Here is a 25,308-nt window from a genome sequence, read left to right on the forward strand (position 1 = left end):
GGGGAGAGGGGAGAAGCATTTTACGCGAACGCCTTTTCCAGCGTCGCGAAGATCACCGAAAGCGACTTGTCGTGGCGGGTCACCGGCGGCACCGGGCGATCGACCTTCATGAGCTGATAGACCGCCGTCTGCGCCGCGCGCACCGAATATTCGACCGTGAACACGACGTCCTCGGGGATCTCGACGAACTGGCTGACGAAGGCGAGGTTCACCGAATTCGTGGGCACCGGCAACGGCCGGTCGGTGACGTTGCGCGGCATGAACATGCTGGTGATGTAGGGCATGCGGCAGGGAATGCAGATCGAATTGTCGAACACGCCCGCATCGAAATTCAGGTGCCCGCACAGCTCCTTCAGGATCTCCGCGCCGCCGCATTCCGACATGGGCTTGGCGACGAAATTGCCGATGCGGTCCGGATGCAGCGCGTAGCCCCAGAACACCTGCACGTCCTTCGGCTGGCCGGAGAAATGCGGCTGGTGATAGAGCACGACCGACAGCAGCCAGTTGGAATCCTTGAAGGTCACGAGGCCGCCGGTGCCGGCTCTGTTGCCGGAAAACGCTTCCATCTTGTCGAAGAAGCGCGGATCGCGGCAGGTCACGGTGAACGACTGCCACCATGATTCGGGGATCGAGGTGTTGAACGCGGACGGATTGCCGAACTCGGGACGCCCCTTCGCGATGGTCTCCCAGAGCGCCCAGCCCTGGCTGTCGGCCTTGGTCAGGCGGGGAGCCGGCTCGGTCATGGAGCCGAGGCTGGACGCATCGGTCATCGAGCCGTTCTGGAAGAACACGAGGTCGCCGTCATCAAGACGGACATTGGCGATGCGACTGTCGCGATCGAGCACGAGATTGCGCACACGCACGCGACCGTTCTCGTCTTCGAGCGCCATGTCGGTGACGCGAGTGCCGCGCACGAACTGAACGCCCTGCCGCTTGAGCCAGTCGGCAAGCGGCCGCACGATCGAGTCATATTGATTGTAGACGGTGCGCTTGACGCCGGCGAGCGTCTCGATGCGCGGGAATTCACTCATGAAGCGGTGCAGGTAGCGCTTCAGCTCGACCGCGCTGTGCCAGGGCTGGAAGGCGAAGGTGGTCTGCCACATGTACCAGAAATTCGACTCGAAGAATCCGGCCGACAGCCAGTCGGTGATGCGGCTATCGCCGAGCGTCTCCTCCGAGGCCTCGGTAAGCCGCAGCAGCTCGAGCCGGTCGCGCGCGGAGAAGCCCATATGCGAGACGTCGACCTTGAAGCGGTTGCGGTCGACCAGCCGCGCCTGCGAATGCGCGGGATTCTCCACGTTGAACGCGACGGTCTCGTCGCGCACGCTGAGGCCGGGACGTTCGAGCGACGGAATGTCCGACAGCAGGTCCCAGGTGCATTCGTAGTGATCGGTGGTCAGCATGCGCCCGCCACGCAGCGAGTAGGCGCCATTTGCGAGCTGCGCGCCGTCGAGGCTGCCGCCGACCATCGGTTGCGCCTCGTAGATTACGATATCGCGCCCCGGCACCTGTGCATCGCGAATCAGGAACGCCGCGCCTGCGAGCGATCCGATGCCACCACCGATGAAATACGCCTTCATGACTTGCCTCGATTGCAATTCGAATTTTCGTAGCGAGATTGCATGCTGGGCGGCGGCCGAGATTGCGCTGGATCAAGCGCTGCGGACGCGGCGTTCAAGAGGATGTGAGCGGCTTCTTCGCGTAGATCTGCGCGATCTCGTCCGCAAAGCGATGTTCGAGCGCGGGGCGCTTGTTCTTCAGGGTCGGCGTGAGCAGGCCAGCCGCGATGGTCCAGGGGTCCAGCGTCCACCACACCGCGCGCGGCGTCGCGTAGGATGGATAGGCCTTCACCGCCGCAGCGATCCGCGCCAGCAGAGCCGCGCGCTCAGCTGCACCACCCTGCTTGCCGCTGGCCGCCAGCCTTTCCTTCTCCTGCACCCAGGCCCTTGCGTTGAGCACGACCAGAGCGGTGAGGAACGGCCGCTGCTCGCCGACCACCAGTGCCTGCTCGAACAGCGGATCGGCAAGGATCGCGGTCTCGAGGTCGACCGGCGCGATCTTCTCGCCGGTTGAGGTGACGAGGATGTCCTTGATGCGGCCGGTGATGGTGATGCGCCCGTTGTCGATGCGGGCCTGGTCGCCGGTGTGCAGCCAGCCGTCGGCGTCCTTGACGCGGCGCGTCTCGTCCGGCTTGTGCCAATAACCGAGCATCACGCTGGGACCGCGCACCTGCAGTTCGTCGTTGTCGCCGAGCCTGACCTCGATGCCGTCGAGCACATGGCCGACCGAGTGCGGATCGTTGTCCTCGATGGTGTTGACGGAGACCACCGGCGAGGTCTCGGTCATGCCGTAACCCTGGAGGACGTCGAGCCCGAGTGACAGGAACAGCCGGATGACTGGCTCCGCGATCGGCGCGCCGCCGGAGACCGCGACCTTCAAGCGCCCGCCAAGCTGCGCCAGCACCTTGTCCGCGACCAGCCGCTTGAGCAGCGGCCAGGCCAGCCGCTCACGCAGCGACAGCGCGCCATGTCCCTGCCGCACGTCAAAACGCCGGCCGCCAATGGCGAGCGTGAGATCGAGCAGCGCACGCTCGACGGCGCCTGCCGTTGCGCGGTGCTGCATGATCAGCGCGTAGATGCGCTCATAGATTCGCGGCACCGAGATCAGGACCGTGGGCCGCACCTGCTTCAGATCCTCCGACAACAGCGGCACCGATCGCGCATAGGCCACGCAGGCACCGGCCGCGATCGGATAGTAGTAGCCACCGGTGCGCTCGAACGTGTGCGAGAGCGGCAGGAAGGACAGGAAGACATCCTCGGGCGACGCCGCGATGCGATGCGCGATCGCTTTCACATTGGCGATGATATTGTCATGCGACAGCATCACGCCTTTGGGCCGTCCGGTCGTGCCCGAGGTATAGACGATGGCGGCAAGATCGTCGGGATTCACCGCAACATCGGGCAGCGGTGCGGTTCCGCCCGGCGCACCCGCGAGCCATTGGTCGAGCGCGACGATGCGCGCATCGGCCACAGCTAGACCAGCCGCATCCGCACAGACGATGCGCTTGAGATGGTCGAGCCGCTGGCCGGTGGCCACGATCGTCTGCCAGCGCGCCAGCGAATCCACGAACAGCAGCAGCGCGCCGGAATCGGCGAGGATGTAGGCAATGCTGTCGGGGTTGTCGACCGCATGCATCGGCACCGGCACCAGCCCGCGCGACAGCGCCGCCTGATCCATCGCGACATGCGGGATGCCATTGGGCATCAGGATCGCCACCCGTTCGCCGGGCGCAAGGCTTTCCGCGGCCAGCGCCCGCCGCCAGAGTTCGAATTCGGCGTCGATCTCCTGCCAGGACTGGCCGACCCAGCGCCCCGCATCCGCGTCGAAATGGCGATAGGCCTCCGCCGCCGGCGTCGCCTTGATGCGCCAGCGTAGCAGCTCCGGCAACGTCCTCACCTCGGCAAGCGCGTGTGCTTGACTGATCGGCAGTTGACTGAGTGGCGCTGGCATGACGTCCTTTCGCACTTGACCGATTCCCGGTCTATCTGGGGCCTCGAACCTAGGCCAACCAGCCCTCGCCGCCTTGATCCTCAGCAAGGCCGCCATGCTTCGGAGCGGCTCTCGTGTCCCGGACGCGGCGCGGCACGAAGTGACGCGACGCTGAGCCGGGACCCATGCTTCCGAGCCCGCGGCTCTCTGGGCCCCGGCTCTGCAGCGCAGCGTCGAAGAGACGCTGCGCTGCATCCGGGGCACGAGAGCTGTCGCAAAACGAGGGAAGATTGGCATTGCCTGCTGCCGTCGTCGCCTTGCATAAATTGAGTAGCAAGAAAGCCGGAAAGCCCATGCCCAATCCCCTCCCCGCCCTCATCGTCGTCGACGTCCAGCGCGCGTTCGACGAGTGGGAAACGGCGGGCAAGCGGCGCAACAATCCGGATGCGGTTGCCCGCATCGTCGATCTGCTGACGGCGTTCAGGGCGCACGGCGCGCCGATCTTCCACATCCGCCACGAAGGCACCAAGCCGAACTCGTCGTTCCTGCCGTCGCGCTCCGGCTATGCGGTCAAGAACCAGGCGCGCGAAGCGCCCGGTGAGGCGGTGATCGTCAAGCACGTCAACAGCGCCTTCATCGGCACCGACCTCGAAAGCCGGCTGCGTGCAGGCAACATCACCACGCTCGTGATCTGCGGCGCCACCACCAATCATTGCGTGGAGACGACGACACGGATGGCCGGCAATCTCGGCTTCGACGCAAGGCTGGTGCGCGATGCGACCTGGACCTTCGAGCGGATCGGGCCCGATGGCGACACGCATTCGGCCGAAGAGATCCACGCGATGACCCTGTCGAACCTCAACGGCGAGTTCGCGCGCATCGTCACCACGCATGAGGTGATCGCATCGCTCGAGGCCGTGCGACAATAAATCGCGCGCGCTTCGATCATTCATACGGCGTTGATTGGAACTGATCTGCGTCGTTTCGACGCCCGCCTCAATCGGAACGTCAGCGACGCGCTCCCGTTGTCCCGTCACATTCAACTGGAGTGATGACATGAAGTATCTTTTTGTCGCAATGGCTGTCGGTGCTGCGGCGCTCGCCGGCGGAACCACGGCCAATGCGGCGGACAAGGCCAGCGCGAAGCCAAGCGCGTCAGCCGGCAAATCGACCGACATCAGCGCGCAGCACAGGCGCCACCACCATGGTCATCGCCATCATCACTGGCGGCAACACTACGGCCATCATCGTCCGCACTACCGTAGCTATGTCCACTATCCGCGCCACCACGGCTACTATGGCGGCGGACCGTACGGCTATTACGGCGGTGGCGGTCCCGGCGTGACCTTCAGCTTTGGCGGCAGCCGCTGGTAATACAAAAGGCCCGCAGAGATGCGGGCCTTTTTCATTCCCGCAAGATCAGCCTCGCCGTCTCCAGCCCGCTCGCCAGCGCCGCTTCGACCGTGCCCATGTCGCTTCCGTGATAGAGCGCTTCGCCGGAGAACAGCACCGGGCCGTCAGCCCGCGCTAGGATCGTCTGCGCCGCACGCGTCCGCGGCGTCGCCCATGAATAGGCGCCGCGTGCGAAAGGATCGTGCGCCCAGTTGGTCGCGGCAGCCGCCACGAGGTCGCGTGCGATGTCGTCGCGCGGCAGGCCGAAGATGGCGGCGAGCGAGCTCAGCCCGGCATCGATCAGTTCTTGCGAATCGAGGCCGTTCAGATTCGCCGTCCGCGGGCCGCCGAACCAACCGGTGAGAACGGGATGCTGATCCGGATACCGCGTCCACCATACCGGGATGGTCTGGTCCGACAGCAGGAAGGTCAGGTCCGCGAGATCTTCTGGCCGCTCGCGCCACCATGGCCGCGTGAACCGCAGCAGGATCTTGATGACGCTGCCGAAGCCGATGTCGTCCGCGGCCGCAGCTTTCGCGCGTGCGGCTGAGGGCAGAGCGATGTCGCGCAACAACGGCAGCGGCACGGTGAGGACGACGCGATCGCAGGCCTGCACGTCGCCGCCAGCGCAGCGGACCGCCAGGGCGCCGCCCTCCTCGGTGATCGCCGATACCACGCTGCCAAAGCGGATGGCGACGCCGTGGCTGCGGCATTGCTCCGCCAGAAAATCGATCATCGCGCCATAACCGCCGACGATGCGCGCCTGGGTATGGTGCCCGCCGTCCATCCATTCCGCGCGCAGTGCCAGCGTCGAGGCACGCTCGGGATCGCCGGCGTCGTAGCCCTCGACCATCCGCTCGATCGAATGGCGCAGCCGCGCGTAGTCCTCGCCGGCGAAATGGCGGCGCAGGAAATCGGCGACCGTGAGGTCGTCCTTCAGCTGCCCGAGCACGGCATGCAACTCGTCCTCGTGCGGATCGTGGCGATCCTCACGCGATAATTGAGTGCCGTCGAAGCTCCATTGCCTGCCTTCAATCAGTTGCGACGACAGCCCGGCCTCGCGCAGCAAGGCGCGCGTGACGGGCGCATCGCCATGGATGAATTCGGCGCCGGCGTCGGCGGGGTAGCCGAATTCCGACGCCGGCAGCGGATGGATCCGCCCGCCGCAGCGCTCGCGCGCCTCCAGGATCGTCACGGTCCTGCCCGCACGCGCCAGCGCGCGCGCCGCCATCAGCCCCGCCGCGCCGGCACCGACGATGACGACGTGTTCCGATTGCCTGGACATGCCGATGCTACTTGCTCGCGCCGTTTTGGATCAGGTATCGCAACAGCAGGACGCCGCCGCCAAGATCCCGCGTGCTCTCCAGCGTCATCGCGGTCAGCGGCGCGCGCTGCTCGCTGTCGGCTTCGGTCGAGTCGAACACGAAGGGGGCGCCCCTGGCGCCATCGATCGCGGGGCTGAGGATCAGGTTGAATTCGTCGATCAAGCCGGCGCGCAGGAACGCGCCATTGGCGACGCCGCCACCTTCGACCAGCAGGCGCTTCACACCGAGCTCGCGGCTGAGGATATCCAGCGTCAAGGCCAGATCGATCCCGGACTTGCCGGCAAAGATGTAGGACACGCCTTCAGCGCGCAGGCCGGCGAGGTGCGAATCCGGCACGCCTTCGGTCAGCACGACGACGATTGGATCGCCGCCGATGTCCGAGCGGCCCCATCCGATCTTACCGTACGCATCGAGCACGACGCCATAAGTCTTCGCATCGCGCCGCGCGATCCAGTTTTCGCGCGGGAATTTAGCGTCCGTCTCGGGATACGGCTCGCCCTTGGCGAATTCCGAGCCGGTGACGCGGCCGATCACCCAGGCATCGCCGCCAAGCTCGTCATGGATCTTCTCGAACCAGTCGCCGCCAACGCCCTTCGGACGCCAACGGCTGGGATGCGTGCGGCCATCCAGGCTGGAGGCCATCAGGCAGACGACGTAGGGCTTCATGGGAATACTCCGGACTTCGTTTTCAAGCGGCCGGCCCACCGCTTTTGGCCCGATCATTCACGATCGCGGCGAGCGGATTGAGCTTCGGCGGCGCGACCATCTTGAGCGTGTTGCTGTCGTGATGATTGAACGGCGCACCGCGGACGAACAACTCGGTCTGGATCAGATAGGTCCAGCTGCCGTCATCGTTGAAGGTGATGTCGCAGCGGTAAGAGTCGGTGCGGAAAGCCTGTTCGAGAAAATCGGTCGAGCAGATCCCGTAGGCGGTGTCGCCGCGCTTCGCCGTGACCGCGATCTCTAGATCGTCTGGCTTGGCGTTGCCGAACGCGAGCAGCACCTGTCCGCGCGGGATCGCCAGCGTCTGCATGATCAGCCCGGTCGCGGGCTCCCAAAGCCAGTAGCCGACCTGATCGTGGAAGGTGATGTCTTCCTCGGGCGTGTTGATGTGAATGTGATAGCGCAGCCCGTAGAGCAGCTGCGGCCCGTTGGCCTGCGGATCGATCGGATCCATCCGGATGTGCTCGATGAAGGTACGCCGCTCCGGCCCCTCCGCCTTTGGATTGACGTCGATGCCCTTGTCCGCCTGCCAGACCCCGGCAAGACGGCGGAGCGGCCCGAGATTGGCAAGGCCGTCCGGGGAGACGTCCTCCGGTTCGGTGAAGATGTCGGCGGGAATGGGGAGCATGTGGGCCTCATGTCGTTACGCCGAGGAGCAATAGCACACGGACGGCATGAATCGACTGCAATGGAACCGGAAGCCGCCCGGTGCGTTATAGGCCCTTTGGTAAGAGTCCTTGAATTAGGGCTCGATTGGGCAGGATGTCCAAGTCACCTGCCTATGGTCACGCGTGGCGAGGGGGTCCGGTGCTGTCTGAGAGAGCTGCTCGGCAGTCAACTGATATGGGCTTCCTTGCTGAAGGGGGCGAGCTTGGCGCCATGATGCGCGCCCTCGACTGGTCGGATTCACCGCTCGGTCATCCCCGCCAATGGTCCCAGGCCCTGAAGACGACGGTCGGCATGCTGCTGGCAGCTCAGGCCCAGATCGTCCTGTTCTGGGGGCCTGATTACGTAGCGCTGTACAATGACGCCTACGCGCCGGGCATCGGCGCCAATCACCCCCGCGCCCTCGGCCGCCCCGCGATCGAGAACTGGGGCGAACTTTGGGACGATCTCGAACCGCTGCTCGCCGGCGTCCGCCGCACCAGGAAGACATTCGCCGCCAAGGATCGCCCGTTCTACGTTGAGCGTCATGGCTATGGCGAAACGAGTTACTGGGACGTCTCCTACTCGGCCGTACCCGATGACGATGGTTCGGTCGGCGGCGTGCTCTGCATCGTGTCCGAGACCACCGAACGTGTTCTTGGTGAGACGCAGTTGCGGGCGAGCGAAGCGCGCTACCGGGAGCTCAATGCCACGCTCGAGCAGCGCGTGACGGAACGGACCGCCGAACGGCACCTGCTTGCCACGATCGTGGAAACCACCGACGGGCAGATTCAGGCCCTCGACCTCGACTATCGCTGGCTCGCCATCAACACGGCCTGCGCCGAGGCTTATGAGCGCATCTATGGCAAGCGGCCGAGGGTCGGCGATTCCCTGCATGAATTCCTCGCCGACCGGCCCGAGCATCTCGCTGCGGCAACCGCGATCTGGGCCCGCGCGCTGGGCGGCGAAGCCTTCACCAACATCGAGGAGTTCGGCGATCCCAAATTCGACCGCAGGGTCTTCGAAATGAAGTTCGAAACGCTGCGCGCGCCCGACGGTACGCGAATCGGCGCGTTCCTGACCGGGACGGACGTGACCGATCGCCTGGAGGAGCAGGCACGGCTCGCGCAGGCCGAGGCGGCGCTGCGCCAGGCGCAGAAGATGGAGGCCATGGGCCAGCTCACTGGCGGTGTTGCGCACGACTTCAACAATCTGCTGACGCCGATCGTCGGCCTGCTCGACATGTTTCAGCGCAAGGGCATCGGCGGCGAGCGCGAGCATCGGCTGATCGCAGGCGCAGCCCAGGCAGCCGAGCGTGCCAAGACGCTGGTCCAGCGCCTTCTTGCCTTCGCGCGCCGGCAACCGCTCCAGGCTGTTCCGGTCAACATCGGTCGGCTCGTTGCCGACATGGGAGATCTGATCTCGAGCACGACCGGGCCGCAAATCCAGGTAACGGTGGACACACCGGAAGGCCTTCCCGAAGCCATGGCCGATCCCAACCAGATCGAGATGGCCATCCTGAACCTCAGCGTGAATGCCCGCGACGCCATGCCAGACGGCGGCGGATTGCGTATCTCCGCCAAGGCACGGACCGTCACCAGCGAGAACAAATCGGGCCTGGCACCCGGCGCCTATATCTGCATCTCGGTCGCCGATACCGGCATCGGCATGGACGAAACGACACTGGCCCATGCCGTCGAACCGTTCTTCTCGACCAAGGGTGTCGGACAAGGCACCGGCCTCGGCCTCTCGATGGTCCACGGCCTCGCATCGCAGCTCGGCGGCGCGCTGACGATCAGGAGCGCCGTGGGCGCGGGAACGACGGTGGAGTTGTGGCTGCCGGTCAGCCACGCGGCCGCGGCCACGATCGACACGGCCCCGCAACCCGAACTGCGGCCGCTCCCCGTCGGCACGGCGCTGCTGGTGGATGACGAGCCTCTGGTGCGCATGAGCACCGCCGAGATGCTGAGCGAGCTCGGCTACAGGGTCGTCGAGGCCGCCTCCGCCGAGGACGCGCTTCAGCGCGTCAGTGACGGACTGCGGCCGAACCTGCTCGTCACCGACCATCTGATGCCGGGAATGAGCGGAACGGACCTCGGCCTCGCGCTGCGCAATCAATATCCCGACCTGCAGATCCTCGTCGTCTCCGGTTACGCCAACAACGAAGGCATCACGCCGGATTTGTCGCGGCTGACGAAACCGTTCCGGAGCGATGAGCTGGCGGCGAGCTTGGCGAATTTGGCGAAGGTGGGACGGTAGTGGCGAGCAGCCCGCTCAAGCAGCTTATCCACCACAGATCGTAGAGCAAAGTCGGACAAGCGACCTGCTCGACGGAGCGCGAGCCGAAACCCGGATGTCGATTTCGCTCATCCGGGTCAACGCCTGTACGAGTCCCGAGCCCAGCAGAGCGGCCCGGGTCAGCGCCAGCCCGCCGCCAACGCCACGCTGCTGCAATACGCCGAAGTCTCACCGGATCGCCAACCGGTGACCCGTCCCGCTTCCTTGCACTCGTCGTAGGACTTGTAGTTGCCGACGTTTCGGCAGGTGGACGAGTACACGCCGCCCGTCGCGCTGCACCCGACCCAAGGCGCGGTGGACGTCTTAAAGCTGGATTGGCATCCGCCGGCGCAACTGCTGGTTTCGCGCTGGAGCCTGGCGAGCTTCGCGGCATCGGACATCGGCGCCGCCGATACCGCCGCGATGGTGGTTGACGTGCGCGATCCGGTGCTACGGCTGGCTACGCGATGCGCCGGCTTATGCGGCCTCGCCATTTGCCTCGGCGCATCGACCGTGACGCCGGGAAGCTCGGTGCTGACGGGTGTAGGTTGAGACATTGCCGTTCCGCTCAGGCCGCACAGCAGAAGTCCGATGAATGGGAAAGCGACAGAGGGGCGCGCAACGAAGAGTGACGACAACGTCATAGCCATGTCCTTTCAGATGCGGGGACAGCCAATTCCATGCCCGAAGTCAGGTTATCACGCATGCATTGAGGTTGCATCTTTCAAATATCGCAACTTCGCACCGAGCATACAGACTTGCGCTCGACGTCGCGTCTGCCACCATTTTAATCAGGATCCGCGCAGACCGGTGCAGCGCGCAACGTCCCGCCATTCGCGAAAATCATGCCAGCAGCGCAAGAGGCACGAGAAGAGCTTGTGCTCTGGGTTCCAGTTTGCTCCGCGGAATCGCGGTGATAAGATCATTGTCTCAGGATTGTGAAATTCGCCATAGGCGATGAAGCCGCTCTGACTATAGCTTTCAAGTGACGTCAGTGATTTTCAAGCGAGCGGTTCGGAATGCAGCAGGCTTCGGTCGAAAGATTCTCAGACCTCATCGGCAACATCTACGATTGTGTCATCGCACCGGAACGCTGGACTGAGGTTCTGAACGAGATTCGTAACGAGTTCGGCTTCGCGACCGCCGTGCTCTCGGCCTACAGCCTCACGAATGTGAGGATCGGCGTCAACGCCGCCTCCGGAACCGACCCTGTCCCGACGATGGCCCAGACCAGCAAGGAGTATGTGGCCGATATCGTCGAGCTCTGGGGCGGCATCGAGCGCATCAGGCAATATCCGCTTGGAGAGCCGATCATTCGATCCCAGGCCGTTCCTGAGGAGATCATCCTCGGCAACCGGTATCACCGGGAATGGGCTCTCCCCAAGGGCTTGTTCGACGCCGTCGGCGTCGCACTTGTTCGCGAGAAGACCATGATCGGAAATGCGACATTCAGCCAGCATGAGTCGGACGGAGCGATCGAGGATGCGCAGGTCGACGGATTGCGCCTTCTCGCACCTCACATCCGCCGCGCCGTGATCATCAGCAATCTGTTCGACATGAAGACCGTGGAAGCCGCGACGTTCGCCGCGACTGTGGAAACCCTGACAGTCGGCGTCGTCTTGACGGACGAGGATTCGAAGATCGTTCATACCAACGCCGCAGCCTCCGCGATGCTCGCGGCAGGCGATCCGATTCTGACGCGGCATGGCCGGATCGCGGTTCAGTCCGCGGCGACGACCACCTCATTGCAATCGGCCGTCGCACAGGCCGCGAAGGACGAGGCGGCACTCGGCCAGAAAGGCATCGGCATCCCGATCCCTCGCCCCGACGGCGCCCCTCTCGTCATCCACATTCTGCCGTTACGGCGCGGCCAGATGCGATCCGGCCTGGTCCAGCGCGCGGCCGCCGCGCTGTTCGTGGCGTCGGCCTCCGGTCCGCCGCAGCTGCCTCATGATGCCCTCGTCCACCTCTATGACCTGACGCCCGCCGAGATTCGCATCTTCGAGCTCATCTGCGACGGACAGACACGTGACGCGATCTCGTCGGAGCTCGGAGTGTCCCTCAGCACCGTGAAGAGCCACCTGTTTCATGTGTTCGAGAAGACGGGGTGCCGGCGCCAGGTCGATCTGGTCAGGCTGGCGAAGTCGCTGACGTTTCCGGTGTAGTTCTCGCGTAGAGTCCGTGATTTTCAAGTGAGTGGTTTGGAATGCAGCAGGCTTCGGTCGAAAAATTCTCGGATCTCATCGGCGGTATCTATGATTGTGTGATCACGCCTGAACGCTGGACCGGAGTTCTGGACGACATCTGCACCGAGTTTGGTTTTGCCACCGGCGCGCTCTCGGTCGCCAGCCTCACCAACATGAAGGCCGTCGTCAACGCGGTCTCCGGGAGCGACCTTGCCCAGATGGCGCAGAACGGTATCGGCTACGGCGCCGACATCATCGAGCTCTGGGGCGGCGCCGAGCGCATTCAGCAATATCCGCTGGGGGAGCCGATCGTTCAATCCCAGGCCGTCCGACAGGACGTGATCGCCGGCAATCGCTATTATCGCGAATGGGCCCTGCCCAGGGGCCTGTTCGACGCCGTTGCCGTCGGCCTCGTCCGCGACAAGGCGATGGTCGGCAATGCGATCTTCAGCCAGCATGAATCCGCCGGATCCATTGACGATGCGCAGGTCGGCGGATTGCGCCTTCTGGCGCCTCACATCCGCCGGGCGGTGACGATCAGCCATTTCTTCGACATGAAGGCCGTGGAAGCCGCGACGTTTGCGGCAACAGTCGAGGCCCTGACGGTCGGAGTCGTCCTGGCGGACGAGGATTCGCGGATCGTTCACGCCAACGCCGCAGCCACTTCCATGCTCGCAGCCGGTGACCCGATCGTCGACCGACAGGGCCGGATCGCCGTTCAATCCACGGCGACCACCGGCGCATTGCAATCCGCCGTCGCGCAGGCCGCGAAAGACGAGGCGACGCTCGGCCAGCGAGGCATCGGCATCCCGATCCCGCGCCCGAGTGGTGACCCCTTTGTCATTCACGTTCTGCCGCTGCGACGCAGCCACATGCGATCCGGCCTGATCCAGCGCGCCGCCGCCGCTCTGTTCGTGGCGTCCGCCTCCGGGCCGCCGCGAATGCCTCACGATGCGCTCAACCAGCTCTACGACCTGACGCCGGCCGAGATTCGAATCTTCGAGCTCATTTGCGAGGGACAGACACGCGCCGCGATCGGTGAATCGCTCGGCATTTCCCTCAGCACCGTGAAGAGCCACCTGTTTCACGTCTTCGAGAAGACAGGGTGCCGGCGCCAGGTCGATCTGGTCAGGCTGGCAAAGTCGCTGACGTTTCCGGTGTAGCCGAAGACCGCTCTCAAGCCGCTTCGGACGCCGGTTTCGTACGTTGCTCGAGCACGCCGATCGTCGAGACCAGGTTGTCGCGACGCGATCGAAGGTTAAGCGCGAGCAGCGGATATGTCGGCTCCCGCACGTCAAACACCCCGGCGCGGGCCTCTTCTTCGAGAATGTCGGTGTTCATGAGCCTAACACGCCACCACAGATCGGCGATCAGCGCATTGAGCTGGAGTTCTCCTGCAGCACCAGAATGGGACATTTTCTGCATCGTTTGCCTCAACCTGAAACGGCCCAGCGAGTTGGGCGTGGGGTTGGCTCCAACTGAGCAAGCAGGATGCCAATGGCGGCGTGCGTTCAAGTCCCGGAATTAACTGCGCGCGGCCAGCCAGAAGCACCACTGCGCCGAGCCGCGCAAAACTCCCGCTTCGGCAGTCTCAGAGGGCATTGCCCAGCAGTCCATTTCACCTGTCGGCGTCTGCCTGCAGCAGACGGGCTCCTGGCCAATCTCCGCTGCGAATGAGACGTTCGACGACGTCGCGCAGGACATTGCCGACCTTGCGGACCAGGCGGTCTGGATTGGTCTTGGTCGCCACGTAGCTGCGCAATTTGATCGAGGGCTCGATCGCCAGGATTTGCGCACGTTCCGTGGGTGCTTCCGTTGCGAGCGCAACGCGCGGGAGAATGGTGTGACCACGGCCTTCGCGCGCGAGGGCTTTGAGCTGCCCCACGGAATTGATCTGCGCCCCGAATTTCAGCGTAAGATGATGAGCCTTTGCGATCTTGCTCAGCAGTGGGCGCACCGGATGCTCGCCGTCGGTCGTATAAATTGGCCAACGGGGTAGCTGCTCAATTGCGATACTTTGCCGCCCCGCCGCTTCTTCGCCGACTCTGCCGAACAACACCAGTTCATCCTCGGCAAGCCCGGTCAGCGACAGGCCGTCAGCCTGATCGTCGCCGTAGAGGATGCCGGTATCGATCTTGCCGGACCGGAGCCACCCCCGCAGGTCACCCGTCAGGCCTTCGAACACGTGGACCTGCGCGCCAAGAAATTCGACCTCGAGGGCCTGCAGCAGCGGCAGCGTCAGCACCGAGGCCATGCTGACGGGGATGCCGATGGTGACCTCTCCGGCCACGTCGGCAGCATCTCGAACCTCCCGGCGGGCCTGTTCGAACTGGGCGCGGATCTGCCGGGCATGATCGAGCAGGACCTCGCCACAGGGGGTCAAGGTCACCCCGCGCGCGTGGCGAAAAAGGAGCTGGACCCCGAGATCCGCCTCCAGGGCCGCAATCTGGCTGGAAAGTGCCGACTGGGCGATGTTGCAGCGTGCAGCCGCGGTTGTGATGCATCCATGAGTCGCAACATTCTGAAAATGCACGAGTTGTTTGAGATTCATGGGGTGCGCCATTGCAGCCGGATCGATCAGCCAGCGATGTTAAAATCAGATCGCAGTCAGCGCAATTTACTGTTTGATGAATTTTGAGGCAGGCCCGAAGATTGCCTCGCCGGTTAGCAGATTGTTCCGGAGGGAAGATGACGAGCAGAAATGGCGATGGCCGGTGGAGCCGTCGCGAAGTCGCCAAAGGGTTGCTGGCCGCACCCTTCGTTCTGTCCACGGCAGCCAAAGCACAGTCGTCCGCGAAGTACGAATTCGGCGTCGCCGGCATCGCCCCCATCTACAGTGCGCCCTACATCGCGTTCAAAAAGGGGTACTTCAAGGAAGCCGGCATCGATGTGGGCTACCTGAATTCCCAGAGCGGGCCTCGCACCAAGCAGATCCTCACGGCGGGGCAGGTGCTGGTGGGGTGCAGCGGCGTCAATGACGCCCTCGCCACCACCGTTGCCGGCAAGCCCACCACGGTCGTGTTCGGGCTTGATCGCAGAATTACCTACGCGAACATCCTGATCCGCAAGGAAGACGCCGGCAAGTTCAAGTCGGTCGCCGACCTCAGTGGTCAGCGGCTGGCCGTGACCCAACTCCAATCGGCCACTTGGCTGATGGCCGTCTTCATCACCGAGAAGGGCGGTGCCAAGGATGTTGATATCCGCGGCCTCGGCGACTTCGCGACCATGCTCGGCGCGCTGAAATCGAAGCAGGTTGCGGCGACGATCGCGACCTCGGCCATGCTCGAACAGATGAAAGGCGAGGACTGGGCTGTGCCGCTGTTCAGCATCGGCGACGATGCCAGCTGGAAATCGACCTTCGGTGGCGATGTCCCGGGCATCGGCTGCTACGTCCTGCAGGAACAGATCGACAAGAATCCGGCAGCGATCCAGGCGGCCGTCACCGGCCTCGTGAAGGCGCAGAACTTCATCAATTCGAGTTCGCCCGAGGAACTCACCGAGTTGCTGCACGAAGACTTCATGAACTCGCTGCCGAAGCCGACCGTGCAGAGCGGCCTGACCTTCTACAAGCAGAACGTCTTTTCGCCAGACAACATCATTTCCGAGAACAGCTACGCGCTTCTCTCCAGCATCATCAAGGACCGTCAGTTCACGCCCGATCAAATGGCGAAGATTCCGTACAAGGCGGCGATCAACATGGACTTCGTTCGCAAGGCGCGCGCGGCATGAGCGCGATGATCGAGCTTCGTCACGTCAGCAAGTCGTTCGAGAGCAAGAGCGGCGAGATCGTGAAGGCCGTAGGCGATGTCTCCCTGACCGTCGAGAAGGGAGAGTTCGTCTGCATCGTCGGACCGTCCGGTTGCGGCAAGAGCACCATCCTCAACATGATTGCCGGTTTCATGCCGCCGACCAGCGGCGAGGTCTATGTCGACGGCGCGCGCGTCGACCGCGACGTGCCGGCATCACTGGGATACATCTTCCAGAAGGACACGGTGCTGCCCTGGTATACGGTGCGGCAGAATGTCGGTCTCGGCCTCAAATTCGTCGGTGCGGCCCGGCAAGACACTGACAAGAAGATCGACCGGCTGCTGCGGCTCGCGCATCTCAGCAATTTTGCGGAGGCTTACCCGCATCAGCTTTCCGGCGGCATGCGCCGCCGGGTTGCGCTTTGCATGAGTCTCGCGGTCGATCCCAAGATCCTGCTACTCGACGAACCATTTGGCGCCCTCGATACGCATACCAAGACGCATCTGCATAGTGAACTGCTCGAGATCTGGCGCGAGCTGGGCCAAACCGTGGTCATGATCACGCATGATCTCGACGAGGCGGTCACGCTCGCCAGCCGCGTCGTCGTTCTGTCGACGCCACCCAGCCACACCCTGCTCGAAGAGATGATCGACATTCCCTATCCCCGCGACGTCTTCGAGTTGCGCCAATCGAGCCAATTCACTGCCCATATCCAGCGCGTCTGGAAGGTGCTCGGCAACCAGTTCAGGGCGGCAGCATGAGCAGCGACCAGGTGCAGATCGCCGGCCCGGAGGTTTCCGCGGGCCGCACTTCCAGGACGCAACCGCGGCGTCGTTTGGCCGGCGGCTTGCGGATCACGCTCACGCAGGTTCTGATCCTGGCCGTGGTGCTCGGAGTCTGGGAAGCGCTGACGCGCATGACCTGGTTTGAGCAGAATACGATCTTCGATCCGTTCTTCATCAGTCGACCGTCGCTGATCGGCGCACGGATCTGGCAGTGGATGCAGCCAGGCAAGAACGCCATCTGGCCCCATCTGGCATCAACGCTCTATGCCACCGGCCTGGGGCTGTTTGTCGGCACCTTGTCCGGCTTCACTGTCGGCGTGCTGCTGGCCCAGAGCCGGTTCTGGGCAAAGGTGCTCAACCCGTTCATCGTCTCGCTCAACTCGATGCCGCGCATCGCCTTCGTGCCGCTGATCACGATGCTGTTCGGGCTGGGTCTCGCCTCGAAAGTCGTGACCGCCTGGTTCATGGTGTTCTTCCTCGTCTTCTTCAATACCTACAAGGGTGCGAACAGCGTCGAGCAGGAACTGGTGAATTTCTGCCGGACACTTGGCGGCCGGCCTTCGCAGATTCTCTGGCGCGTGCGCATTCCGACGGCCGCAGCATGGACCTTCGCATCGCTGCCCAATGCGATCAGCTTTGCATTGATCGGCGTGGTGCTTGCGGAATTCGTGGGTTCGACGACCGGCGTCGGCTATCTCATGACCACGTCGCTGGCGACGCTCAATGCAACGGACATGTTCGCCTCGATCGTCATCCTGAGCCTGGTCGGCGTCAGTCTCGTGTATCTGATCAGCGCAATCGAGCGACGCTTGCTGCATTGGTCGTCCGAATTCCGCAACGATTGAGGCGCGCATGCCGAGCAGCAGCTTCGTCAAGACCGCCTGCCCGCACGACTGTCCGAGCGCCTGCGCGCTGGAAGTCGAACGACTGTCATCGACCAAAATCGGACGCGTTCGCGGCAGCGCCGAGAACAGCTATACGTCAGGCGTCTGCTGCACCAAGGTGTCGCGCTATGCCGAACGCGTGCACCATCCGGCCCGGCTCGCGCAGCCGATGCGGCGCGCGGGCCCCAAGGGATCGGGTGAATTTGCACCGATCAGCTGGGACGATGCGCTCGATGAGATCGCCGACCGGTTCACCCGCGCGACCCAGACCTATGGGTCGGAAGCCGTCTGGCCCTATCATTCGGGCGGCAATATGGGCGTGATCCAGCGCTGGGGTCTCGACCGGCTGCGGCACGCCTTCCGCTATTCACGTCAGCAGACCACCATCTGCGTGACGCCGGCAGAATCGGGCTGGAAAGCCGGCATGGGCGAATTGCGTGGCTGCGACCCCCGCGAGATGGCCGAGGCCGATCTGATCCTGATGTGGGGCGGCAACCCCGTCTCCACCCAGGTCAATGCGATGACCCACATCGCACGGGCGCGCAAGCGCGGCGCGAAGCTGATCGTGGTGGACGTCTATCGGACGCCGACCATCGCTGCAGCGGATATCGCCGTCATCGTCCGCCCCGGCACTGATGCTGCCCTCGCCCTCGGCATGATGCATGTCCTCTTGAAGGAAGGATTTGCGGATGAGGCCTATCTCGCGCGCCTGACGGATTTCGACGGCGACGTGCGGCGTCACATCGAGAGCTGGCCACCGGAGCGGGCGGCGCAGGTGACCGGCGTTGATGTCGCTCAGATCGTCGACATCGCACGGCTTTACGGGCAGACCAAGCGCAGCTTCCTGCGTCTCGGCTTCGGCTTCACACGCTCGCGCAACGGCGCCGCCAGCATGCACGCGGTGTCCTGCTTGCCGGCGATCACGGGCTCCTGGCAGCACAAGGGCGGCGGCGCTTTCTTTCTCGCGCTCGACAACTGGCGCCTCGATACGACGTTGGCGCATGGCCTCGACATGCGCGATCCCCACACCCGCATACTCGACCAGTCGCGCATCGGCGCCATCCTGACCGGCGATCCGGTCGCCCTCAAGGACGGGCCGCCGGTCGCCGCGATGATCATGCAGAATGCGAACTCGGCCAATGTGGCCCCTGATAGTCGCAAGGTGGCTCAGGGGCTCGGCCGGGAAGACCTGTTCCTTTGCGTGCACGAGCAATTCATGACGCCGACCGCCCGCTATGCCGATATCGTCCTGCCGGCGGCGATGTTTCTCGAAGCGGACGACATCTACTACGGCCTTGGGCACACCTACATTACCGCGGGCCCGCGCGTTCTCGACCGCTATCAAGAGAGCTGGACCAATCACGAAGTGGTCTGTGGCATCGCTCGGCGGCTGGGATCGGATCATCCGAGCTTTCGAATGAGCGCGTTCGAGCTGATCGACAAGACGCTGACCGCGTCGGTGCGGGGAACGGCGGCGGAGGCCTTCAGCACCGGCTGGGTGGAATGCGCCGAGCCGTTCGACGATGCGCATTTCACCAATCGTTTCCCGACTGCGGACGGCAGATTCCATTTCAAGCCGGATTGGGCCGAGATCGGTCCGAACGGTCATGGCAAGCGAGCATTGCCGGACTTCATGGAGAATTATGAAGTTGCCGACGACGAGCACCCGTTCCGCCTCGTTGCGCCGCCGGCGCGCACTTTCCTCAACACCACCTTCACGGAGATCGAGAGCTCGCGGAAGCGCGAAGGTGCGCCCCACGTCATCATCCATCCCGAAGACGCCGCACGCCAAGGCGTGGCCGATGCCGAGATTGTGCAGATCGGCAACCGCCGCGGCCGGCTCGAACTGCCGGCGAAAATCGACCGGAGCGGTCGTCCCGGGGTCGTGATCGTCGAAGGAATCTGGCCGAACGCGGATTTCTCGGGAGGACTTGGCGTCAATCAGCTGATCGGCGACGATCCCGTGCCGCCGAACGGTGGAAGCGCTTTCCACGACACCGCCGTCTGGATGCGTCGGCGAAGTCAGCAGGCGGTGATCGAGAATGGATAGAACCTGACCGCGCACATCCAGCCAAAGCCGCGCCGCGCACCGCCGGCGTTCCAGTGGTCGCAACCAGACTCGGTTAGCACGAGGATGTGCCCAGGGGCGGGATCTCCCGTCCCTCGATCTTGGCCGACGGAGATGCCGCAGACCAAGGAGGAGATCAGTGTGGCCACGCTGAGCCAAGGATGATGGAGCAGAAGTTCCGACGGACATAGTTCATGTCCTTCAGCGCCAGGACATCAGCTTTCACATTCCCGAACGTCGTCAGGGGCTTCTTGATGATGCCGCTAGCGAAGTGATCTATGATGTTCTCCTTGAAGTTCGTCTCGCGCGGGTGATGGACGCAGACACGGTCACGCTGCTCATGCGTGAAGTCGTGATAAGCGATGCCGAGCACATCCATCTCGACACCCGCGGTCACCAGCGCGATGGTCGGACGCATATGCTCGGGAATTCCGGGCGTGGTATGGAGTGCGATCGCGGTCCAGACATCCTCGATGTCGCGTTCCGGCACGCCGTAGCTCTCCATGAATTCTCGGGCGACATTGGCGCCATCGACCTCGAAGCGCAGCTGGGGGCTCGAATATTTCTCGGTGAGACCCATGTCGTGGAACATCGCTCCCAGGTAAAGTAGCTCCGGGTCATACTTCAGGCCGCGACGCTCGCCAGTGAGCGCGCCCCAAAGGAAGACGCGGCGACTGTGGTTGTAGAGCAGGTCGTCTTCGGTATCGCGCACAAGCTGCGTGGCGGCGCGGGCGATGGCGCTGTCAGGTACGCGGATGCCGGCAATGATCTCGGACACGGAGCATCTCCTCGGTTGAGCAGTAGGCTGCTTGCCTGTTGGTATTAGGCAACAGGGCCCGGCGCCGGACAACGAGCGGGATGCGATGGATCAGGACAGCGGTACGTCGTTTCCTGACAGCAGGCCGGTCGGAGCCTTCTTGGCCGCTCTATCGCTGGTTAGCTCGCGATCTATTGCGATTCCACCCGCCGGAAGCTGGCGCGATATTGGACGGGAGTCACACCAAGACGGGTGCTGAAGACGATCCTCATCCGGTCCGCCGATCCGAAGCCGCAATCGAAGGCAATGGCCTTCAGCGGCCGATCGCTTGCTTCCAGCATCATGCGCGCGGCATCAACGCGGGCGCGCTCGATGAAGTCGTGCGGTGTCGTCCCCGTCACCTGCCCGAAATGCCGGACCAGATTCCGGGGGCTCATGCCGACGACGGCGGCGAGCGACTCCAGAGTGTGGCGATCCCCAATGTTCGCCATCACATGGTCCTGGATGCGTGCGATGGGCGATTCCGGATCGGCAGGTGCCGTGAGATAGGGACTAAACTGGGACTGTCCGCCCTGGCGCTGGGCAACGACCACCAACCGCTTGGCGACCTTGAGCGCCGTCTCCGCGCCGTGCCTCTGCCCGACGAGCGCCAGGCCCAGATCTATCCCCGCCGTCACACCCGCCGCGGTAATCAGCCGTCCGTCGCGCACATAGATCAAGTCCGGTTCGACTTTAGCCTTCGGGAATCTCGTCGCCAGCGCCTGTGCATCCTGCCAATGGGTCGTGACTCGGCGATCGTCGAGGAGGCCGGCATAGCCGAGCACAAAAGCCCCTGTGCAGATCGATCCATAGACGCTCGAGCGCCACGGCAGCTCCTTGACCCACTCAAGCAGGCACCGTTCGGGCTCCACTTCCGGTGGCGTCGGAGTTCCGGCCACCAAAATGATGTCGAAGCCGCCCGCCGCCTCATCGAAAGTCAGGTCGGCAACCATGCGTATGCCGTTCGACGCGCGCAGCGGATTGCGGTGAGCAGCAACCAGTACGGTTTCGTAGCGATCCGCGCTGCTGAGAAACGTGTTCGCTTCGCTGAACACATCCATCGGCCCAGCGACGTCCAGGGCTTGGACCCCCTCACAGACGACGATCGCGACAGCTTGTACCGGCACCTGTCTGCCTCTCCAGTCTCGCGCTTTATTATGCAGCCAGTTCCAGAGACTGGAAAAGGCCAAGCCCGACCTTCTAGGCCACAACATATCCGTGTATCCGGGACCGACGAGCCGGGTTTGGTGGCGCAGCCGCCAACCAAATGGCCCTTGTTGCTCCCCAACGGAACCGACACGCCGACTGGCGAGCTCATCGCGCCATTATTGTGATCCCGATGCCTTGTCTGGCGTCGTCAGAGGCTCGTCCTTTGAATCGACAACGAAGACCGCCAGTAAGCTGGCGGGCTCCTTGTCGCTCGCATTCTCGCTAACGCTGTGATGTGAACCGGGCATTTCATAAAAGCCCTCACCTGCGTGATAGACCTGCGCAGGGTCGTTGCCGACTTGGCTGCGGATGGCGCCGGACAGCACGTAGGCATAGATGAAGGCCGAGGCTGCGTGGTGATGGGGCAGCGATTTGCCTCCGGGAGGATAGGTCACCGTCACTGCGACTATCTTCTTTCCGTCGACATTCGGGAGCGCGTGCGCGAAGGCGACCTTCACCTGCTCCCGATCCTGCGCGATGGCCGGCGAGGCTCCCAGAGCGACCGTAGCTGCTATCAGCGGGACAGCCGCCGCCCGCATTGCCATCCTCGCTGCTTTTGCCGTCATTGCTCGAGGGTTTGTTAGCGCATCAATCCGATAGGCAAATCCACTGATCGACATCGTCATATCTCCTCTTCCAACGAGCTCGTGCAGGCTGCGTCTCAACCCGCTGCCGAGCCATTTCGCTCGCAATCGGGATTTAGTTCCTGGAGCACGGCATACGTCATGGTCATGATGTTGAGCCATGCGATGGGGAGTCCGGGAAAGGCGAAGCAGCGATCAAGTCGCAGGCGTTGGGGCTCTTGAAGTCCGGGATGAAACGCTCGCAGATGGCCGCATTGACGGTGCCATACGTGGTCGCTGGCTTGTGCGCAAAACCGGCGAAATACTCCTGAATGAAGCCTTCTTTGAAATTTGTGCGCGGGTACCTGGCGACGATTTCCTCGCGCAGCTCCGCGGGAAATTGATCGAATCCCACCCCTATTACATCGAGAAGCACACCGGAGTTGAGGAGCGCCACTTCGGGCCCCATATGCTTCGGGATGCCGGGGGTGGTATGCAGCGCAATTGCTTCCCAGACGGTCTGCACCTGGTCTTCAGCGACGTTGTGGGTGCTAAGAAACTGCCGTGCGGTATTTGCGCCATCGACCTCGAAGCGCTCATCTGGGCTCGAGAACTTCTCGATCAGGCCGAGATCGTGAAATGCGGCTGCGACGTACAAAAGTTCACGGTCGAAGCGCAGATTCCTCTGACGACCCTGCTCAGCCGCGAACAGGTAGACGCGGATCGAGTGATTAAACAACAGATCGGTGGAATGTTCGCGCAGGATGTCTGTCGCCTCTTTCGCGAGCAAGGAATCGGGAATGACGAGAGCCTGGCCGAGATTTCGGGTTGTCATTGTTGCGTCCTTTCAAGAGTTAGTGTGGATCCTGGCTGCGCATTGCGCGCGAGCGCAACGACGAACGATGCTGATCACCTCGCTCCGACGTCGAGTACGATCTTTCCTTTCGGCTGAGGCCGCACGCGTTCCAGGATCAAATGAGCCTCGCGCGCGTCCGCGAGGGGAAAGACTGCCCCGACTTTTGTTCGCAGCTTGCCATCATCGATGAAGCGAGCGATCTTCGTCAGATATTGGCTCGTGACGTTGACCAGAAAGAAGGCGGCTTCAACACCGTGGCGCGTTGCAAGATCCTGATCCGGGCGGGACACTGCGGAGATCAGCTTGCCACCGCGACGAAGGACCTCGAATGAGCGTTCTTGAGTTTCGCCGCCCACAAGATCAATGACAGCGTCCGCGTTCCGAACTTCTTCCTCAAAGCGCTGAGTCCGGTAGTCGATCACCGTGTTTGCGCCAAGGCTGCGCGCGATGGAAATATCGCCCGTCGATACGGTTGCGATGGTTTGCACACCTGCGAGATGGGCCAGTTGAACCGCATAGGATCCAACGTTGCCGGCCGCCCCATGAATAACCACGGTTTGACCTGCTTTGAGCTGGGCGTGATCAAACAACGCCTGCCATGCCGTCACGGCAATGACAGGGACGGACGCGGCTTCAACGTGGCTTAGCGAGGTTGGCTTGCTCGAAACCATCCCTGCGGACGCCACAGCGTACTCGGCATAGGCCCCGATAAACCGCGAGTTCGTAACACCAAAAACCTGATCTCCAGCACGTAGTTCCGTGTCTCCGGGTCCCATCGCGACGATTTGACCCGAAATATCCGAGCCCAGCGTGAGGGGGAGCGGCTGCGGCAAAGCGCTCTTGCCGGACCTGATCCAGCCATCCCATGGGCCAACCCCAGCGGCCGCAACTTTGACCAGGACCTCGCCAGGATCTGGCTCCGGTCGCGGCACGCGCTCGAACTTCATGACCTCGGGTGACCCAAACTGGTGCACGCGCCAGGCCATCATTGTTGAATGAGTTTGCTCTTCGTTAGCCTGAGGAACAATGCTGCTAGCGGTCATCACATTCTCCTTGCGCTCGGCCCGTCATGATTCGCGTCGACCGTTCGGGGCGATTGATCGGACGGGCTTATCCGTATGTCGCAACGAGTCGTGCCGCGAACAACGAGCGCGACCCTGCGGATCAGGACAGCCGCACGTCGTTTCCTGACAAGGCCCGTCCGAACTTTCCGGAGCGGTTTCGCCGTCAGATTTTTCTCGATCTATTCCGATTCCATCCCGCCGAAGCTGCCACGATGATGGACAAGTGCAACGCCAGGGGGGCTCCCCGTCAGCCGGTCCCGATCCGAAGGCTTCATCTGAAGTTGCGGCTTCAGCCGCCGGTCCCTTTTTCCAGCATCATACATGCGGCACCGAGCGCGGCGGATGGATGAGGAGCCATCAAGACCGTTAGCGGTCTGCGCTGCGAAAGGCATCAAGGGCGGTCATCATCTTCGGGAGTGGTCAACCGGCCATCAAGACGCATAACAACACGACCGCCGAAGCGTCGAATGCCGGATGGAGAGTCGACTGGAGAACAAGCGGATTACCGCGGAGGACGATGCTCAGGGCGCGTCATCGTAAGTTGGGTTTCCGAATATCGGAGTGCGCCTTATTCAGGAAACGCTCACCATTTTTCCCATCGCGGCTTCGGCCTACTGGTCAATCGCCATCGTCTTGCGTGGAGACGACAACGCGCGGCGGGGCGCCGCGGTCCAGCGTTTCACGCAATGACATCCCACCAAATCGCAGTTCAGCGTGGAAAAGAATGGATTGGTGCCCAGGGGCGGGATCGAACCACCGACACTGCGATTTTCAGTCGCATGCTCTACCAACTGAGCTACCTGGGCGTGCTCCAAGAGAGGGACCAAGAGGAGGTCAAGACCCATCGAGCGGGCGGTTTATAGTGGGACGAAGGCTGCCTGTCCACCCACGCCGAGCCTAAGGTTTCGCGGGACGCGGCCCGGCTGTGCACAAGATGGAGCGGCCTCGCCGCGGCCAAGGTACCGAACGCCGGAAAAGCAAACAAGATATTGATATTGCTTATTTATTCTTCGCCATCCGCCTCGTCGTCGCGGCCGGGGATGACGTAGGAGCCCTTCAGCCAGCGGTTCAGATCGACGTCGCGGCAGCGCGAGGAGCAGAACGGGCGGCTGGCCTCGGCCTGCGGCTTGCCGCAGATCGGGCAGGTTTTGAGGGGCCCGGCGGGCTTTTTGGCGTGGTCGTCCATGGTGGCGGCAGCCTACACGAGGTGATCGGGTTCAAGAGCCTATCGGCAAACGGGTTTCCGCGGCGGAAGCGCAAGCTGGCCGCCGGCCGATTCTACTGTGCATGGGGTTGTTT

23 protein-coding genes and 1 tRNA gene are annotated in these 25,308 nt (G+C 63.2%); 10 read left to right on the top strand and 14 right to left on the bottom strand.

Annotated features, from left to right (window positions below; all coding sequences use genetic code 11):
- Nucleotides 1-20 precede the first annotated feature (20 nt).
- Together FNV92_RS32380 and FNV92_RS32385 are read right to left on the bottom strand one after the other, a co-directional pair.
- Entirely contained in the window at nucleotides 21-1,580 is a 1,560-nt protein-coding gene (locus tag FNV92_RS32380) for an oleate hydratase (protein ID WP_244623793.1), read from the bottom strand.
- A 94-nt stretch (nucleotides 1,581-1,674) separates the two neighbouring features.
- Nucleotides 1,675-3,510: an AMP-dependent synthetase/ligase gene (locus FNV92_RS32385; RefSeq protein WP_143843052.1), complete on the bottom strand. Its 1,836-nt coding sequence runs from the start codon at nucleotides 3,508-3,510 to the stop codon at nucleotides 1,675-1,677.
- Nucleotides 3,511-3,842: 332 nt separating this feature from the next.
- Here FNV92_RS32385 and FNV92_RS32390 point away from each other — a divergent pair, with 332 nt between their 5' ends.
- Nucleotides 3,843-4,418 (top strand): cysteine hydrolase family protein, encoded by a 576-nt coding sequence (locus tag FNV92_RS32390; RefSeq protein WP_143843051.1) that lies wholly within the window; start codon nucleotides 3,843-3,845, stop codon nucleotides 4,416-4,418.
- A 127-nt stretch (nucleotides 4,419-4,545) separates the two neighbouring features.
- Nucleotides 4,546-4,863 (top strand): hypothetical protein, encoded by a 318-nt coding sequence (locus FNV92_RS32395; protein WP_143843050.1) that lies wholly within the window; start codon nucleotides 4,546-4,548, stop codon nucleotides 4,861-4,863.
- Nucleotides 4,864-4,894: 31 nt separating this feature from the next.
- Here the strand turns inward: FNV92_RS32395 and FNV92_RS32400 are convergent, their stop codons facing one another.
- Genes FNV92_RS32400 through FNV92_RS32410 form a run of 3 tightly spaced genes read right to left on the bottom strand, consistent with a single transcriptional unit; the run spans nucleotide 4,895 to nucleotide 7,557 of the window.
- Nucleotides 4,895-6,166, bottom strand: coding sequence for a flavin monoamine oxidase family protein (locus tag FNV92_RS32400; RefSeq protein WP_143843049.1), 1,272 nt, complete (start codon nucleotides 6,164-6,166; stop codon nucleotides 4,895-4,897).
- A 7-nt stretch (nucleotides 6,167-6,173) separates the two neighbouring features.
- Nucleotides 6,174-6,872 (bottom strand): RibD family protein, encoded by a 699-nt coding sequence (locus tag FNV92_RS32405; protein WP_143843048.1) that lies wholly within the window; start codon nucleotides 6,870-6,872, stop codon nucleotides 6,174-6,176.
- A 22-nt stretch (nucleotides 6,873-6,894) separates the two neighbouring features.
- Nucleotides 6,895-7,557, bottom strand: coding sequence for an FABP family protein (locus FNV92_RS32410; RefSeq protein ID WP_143843047.1), 663 nt, complete (start codon nucleotides 7,555-7,557; stop codon nucleotides 6,895-6,897).
- A gap of 215 nt (nucleotides 7,558-7,772) precedes the next feature.
- Here FNV92_RS32410 and FNV92_RS32415 point away from each other — a divergent pair, with 215 nt between their 5' ends.
- From FNV92_RS32415 to FNV92_RS32430, 4 genes are all read left to right on the top strand, one after another.
- Nucleotides 7,773-9,833, top strand: a complete 2,061-nt coding sequence (locus FNV92_RS32415; protein WP_143843046.1) for a hybrid sensor histidine kinase/response regulator — start codon at nucleotides 7,773-7,775, stop codon at nucleotides 9,831-9,833.
- 267 nt (nucleotides 9,834-10,100) lie between these two features.
- Complete coding sequence (locus tag FNV92_RS32420) at nucleotides 10,101-10,403, top strand: hypothetical protein (protein ID WP_168213453.1); 303 nt, start codon at nucleotides 10,101-10,103, stop codon at nucleotides 10,401-10,403.
- A 467-nt stretch (nucleotides 10,404-10,870) separates the two neighbouring features.
- The gene (locus FNV92_RS32425) at nucleotides 10,871-12,016 is read left to right on the top strand and encodes a helix-turn-helix transcriptional regulator (protein WP_143843044.1); all 1,146 of its coding nucleotides are present in this window, start codon (nucleotides 10,871-10,873) and stop codon (nucleotides 12,014-12,016) included.
- A 41-nt stretch (nucleotides 12,017-12,057) separates the two neighbouring features.
- On the top strand, nucleotides 12,058-13,200 hold the full coding sequence (locus tag FNV92_RS32430) for a helix-turn-helix transcriptional regulator (RefSeq protein WP_143843043.1): 1,143 nt from the start codon (nucleotides 12,058-12,060) through the stop codon (nucleotides 13,198-13,200).
- A gap of 13 nt (nucleotides 13,201-13,213) precedes the next feature.
- On the opposite strand, the gene FNV92_RS32435 is transcribed toward FNV92_RS32430, so the two are convergent.
- Both FNV92_RS32435 and FNV92_RS32440 read right to left on the bottom strand, forming a co-directional pair.
- The gene (locus tag FNV92_RS32435; RefSeq protein ID WP_143843042.1) at nucleotides 13,214-13,462 is read right to left on the bottom strand and encodes a hypothetical protein; all 249 of its coding nucleotides are present in this window, start codon (nucleotides 13,460-13,462) and stop codon (nucleotides 13,214-13,216) included.
- A gap of 193 nt (nucleotides 13,463-13,655) precedes the next feature.
- Nucleotides 13,656-14,588 (bottom strand): LysR family transcriptional regulator, encoded by a 933-nt coding sequence (locus FNV92_RS32440; RefSeq protein ID WP_168213452.1) that lies wholly within the window; start codon nucleotides 14,586-14,588, stop codon nucleotides 13,656-13,658.
- Between the two features lie 83 nt (nucleotides 14,589-14,671).
- On the opposite strand from FNV92_RS32440, the gene FNV92_RS32445 reads away from it, so the two are divergent.
- The 4 genes from FNV92_RS32445 to FNV92_RS32460 are packed head-to-tail and all read left to right on the top strand — an operon-like array spanning nucleotide 14,672 to nucleotide 19,503.
- Complete coding sequence (locus tag FNV92_RS32445; protein WP_244623792.1) at nucleotides 14,672-15,766, top strand: ABC transporter substrate-binding protein; 1,095 nt, start codon at nucleotides 14,672-14,674, stop codon at nucleotides 15,764-15,766.
- Complete coding sequence (locus FNV92_RS32450) at nucleotides 15,763-16,545, top strand: ABC transporter ATP-binding protein (RefSeq protein WP_143843040.1); 783 nt, start codon at nucleotides 15,763-15,765, stop codon at nucleotides 16,543-16,545. The genes FNV92_RS32445 and FNV92_RS32450 overlap by 4 nt, the downstream gene beginning before the upstream one ends.
- Entirely contained in the window at nucleotides 16,542-17,414 is an 873-nt protein-coding gene (locus tag FNV92_RS32455; protein WP_143843039.1) for an ABC transporter permease, read from the top strand. The genes FNV92_RS32450 and FNV92_RS32455 overlap by 4 nt, the downstream gene beginning before the upstream one ends.
- Before the next feature lie 7 nt (nucleotides 17,415-17,421).
- Complete coding sequence (locus FNV92_RS32460; protein ID WP_143843038.1) at nucleotides 17,422-19,503, top strand: molybdopterin-containing oxidoreductase family protein; 2,082 nt, start codon at nucleotides 17,422-17,424, stop codon at nucleotides 19,501-19,503.
- 154 nt (nucleotides 19,504-19,657) lie between these two features.
- On the opposite strand, the gene FNV92_RS32465 is transcribed toward FNV92_RS32460, so the two are convergent.
- From FNV92_RS32465 to yacG, 7 genes are all read right to left on the bottom strand, one after another.
- Entirely contained in the window at nucleotides 19,658-20,299 is a 642-nt protein-coding gene (locus FNV92_RS32465) for an HD domain-containing protein (protein WP_143843037.1), read from the bottom strand.
- 170 nt (nucleotides 20,300-20,469) lie between these two features.
- A complete protein-coding gene (locus FNV92_RS32470; protein WP_143846151.1) occupies nucleotides 20,470-21,444 on the bottom strand; it encodes a GlxA family transcriptional regulator in 975 nt (324 codons plus the stop codon).
- 198 nt (nucleotides 21,445-21,642) lie between these two features.
- Nucleotides 21,643-22,065 (bottom strand): cupin domain-containing protein, encoded by a 423-nt coding sequence (locus FNV92_RS32475; RefSeq protein ID WP_168213785.1) that lies wholly within the window; start codon nucleotides 22,063-22,065, stop codon nucleotides 21,643-21,645.
- 190 nt (nucleotides 22,066-22,255) lie between these two features.
- Nucleotides 22,256-22,924, bottom strand: coding sequence for an HD domain-containing protein (locus tag FNV92_RS32480; protein ID WP_143843036.1), 669 nt, complete (start codon nucleotides 22,922-22,924; stop codon nucleotides 22,256-22,258).
- A gap of 74 nt (nucleotides 22,925-22,998) precedes the next feature.
- Complete coding sequence (locus FNV92_RS32485; RefSeq protein WP_143843035.1) at nucleotides 22,999-23,988, bottom strand: NADP-dependent oxidoreductase; 990 nt, start codon at nucleotides 23,986-23,988, stop codon at nucleotides 22,999-23,001.
- A 751-nt stretch (nucleotides 23,989-24,739) separates the two neighbouring features.
- A tRNA-Phe gene (locus FNV92_RS32490) sits at nucleotides 24,740-24,815 on the bottom strand.
- Between the two features lie 197 nt (nucleotides 24,816-25,012).
- Entirely contained in the window at nucleotides 25,013-25,195 is a 183-nt protein-coding gene (yacG, locus tag FNV92_RS32495; RefSeq protein WP_143843034.1) for a DNA gyrase inhibitor YacG, read from the bottom strand.
- Nucleotides 25,196-25,308 lie beyond the last annotated feature (113 nt).

The sequence above is a fragment of the Bradyrhizobium cosmicum genome (assembly GCF_007290395.2).
Taxonomy (GTDB): Bacteria; Pseudomonadota; Alphaproteobacteria; order Rhizobiales; family Xanthobacteraceae; genus Bradyrhizobium; species Bradyrhizobium cosmicum.

Coding starts and splice junctions, on each gene's coding strand:
- FNV92_RS32380 (WP_244623793.1), bottom strand. CDS start 1,580: ATGAAGGCGTATTTCATCGGTGGTGGCATCGGATCGCTCGCAGGCGCG.
- FNV92_RS32385 (WP_143843052.1), bottom strand. CDS start 3,510: ATGCCAGCGCCACTCAGTCAACTGCCGATCAGTCAAGCACACGCGCTT.
- FNV92_RS32390 (WP_143843051.1), top strand. CDS start 3,843: ATGCCCAATCCCCTCCCCGCCCTCATCGTCGTCGACGTCCAGCGCGCG.
- FNV92_RS32395 (WP_143843050.1), top strand. CDS start 4,546: ATGAAGTATCTTTTTGTCGCAATGGCTGTCGGTGCTGCGGCGCTCGCC.
- FNV92_RS32400 (WP_143843049.1), bottom strand. CDS start 6,166: ATGTCCAGGCAATCGGAACACGTCGTCATCGTCGGTGCCGGCGCGGCG.
- FNV92_RS32405 (WP_143843048.1), bottom strand. CDS start 6,872: ATGAAGCCCTACGTCGTCTGCCTGATGGCCTCCAGCCTGGATGGCCGC.
- FNV92_RS32410 (WP_143843047.1), bottom strand. CDS start 7,557: ATGCTCCCCATTCCCGCCGACATCTTCACCGAACCGGAGGACGTCTCC.
- FNV92_RS32415 (WP_143843046.1), top strand. CDS start 7,773: ATGGGCTTCCTTGCTGAAGGGGGCGAGCTTGGCGCCATGATGCGCGCC.
- FNV92_RS32425 (WP_143843044.1), top strand. CDS start 10,871: ATGCAGCAGGCTTCGGTCGAAAGATTCTCAGACCTCATCGGCAACATC.
- FNV92_RS32430 (WP_143843043.1), top strand. CDS start 12,058: ATGCAGCAGGCTTCGGTCGAAAAATTCTCGGATCTCATCGGCGGTATC.
- FNV92_RS32435 (WP_143843042.1), bottom strand. CDS start 13,462: ATGCAGAAAATGTCCCATTCTGGTGCTGCAGGAGAACTCCAGCTCAAT.
- FNV92_RS32440 (WP_168213452.1), bottom strand. CDS start 14,588: ATGAATCTCAAACAACTCGTGCATTTTCAGAATGTTGCGACTCATGGA.
- FNV92_RS32450 (WP_143843040.1), top strand. CDS start 15,763: ATGAGCGCGATGATCGAGCTTCGTCACGTCAGCAAGTCGTTCGAGAGC.
- FNV92_RS32455 (WP_143843039.1), top strand. CDS start 16,542: ATGAGCAGCGACCAGGTGCAGATCGCCGGCCCGGAGGTTTCCGCGGGC.
- FNV92_RS32460 (WP_143843038.1), top strand. CDS start 17,422: ATGCCGAGCAGCAGCTTCGTCAAGACCGCCTGCCCGCACGACTGTCCG.
- FNV92_RS32475 (WP_168213785.1), bottom strand. CDS start 22,065: ATGCGGGCGGCGGCTGTCCCGCTGATAGCAGCTACGGTCGCTCTGGGA.
- FNV92_RS32480 (WP_143843036.1), bottom strand. CDS start 22,924: ATGACAACCCGAAATCTCGGCCAGGCTCTCGTCATTCCCGATTCCTTG.
- FNV92_RS32485 (WP_143843035.1), bottom strand. CDS start 23,988: ATGACCGCTAGCAGCATTGTTCCTCAGGCTAACGAAGAGCAAACTCAT.
- yacG (WP_143843034.1), bottom strand. CDS start 25,195: ATGGACGACCACGCCAAAAAGCCCGCCGGGCCCCTCAAAACCTGCCCG.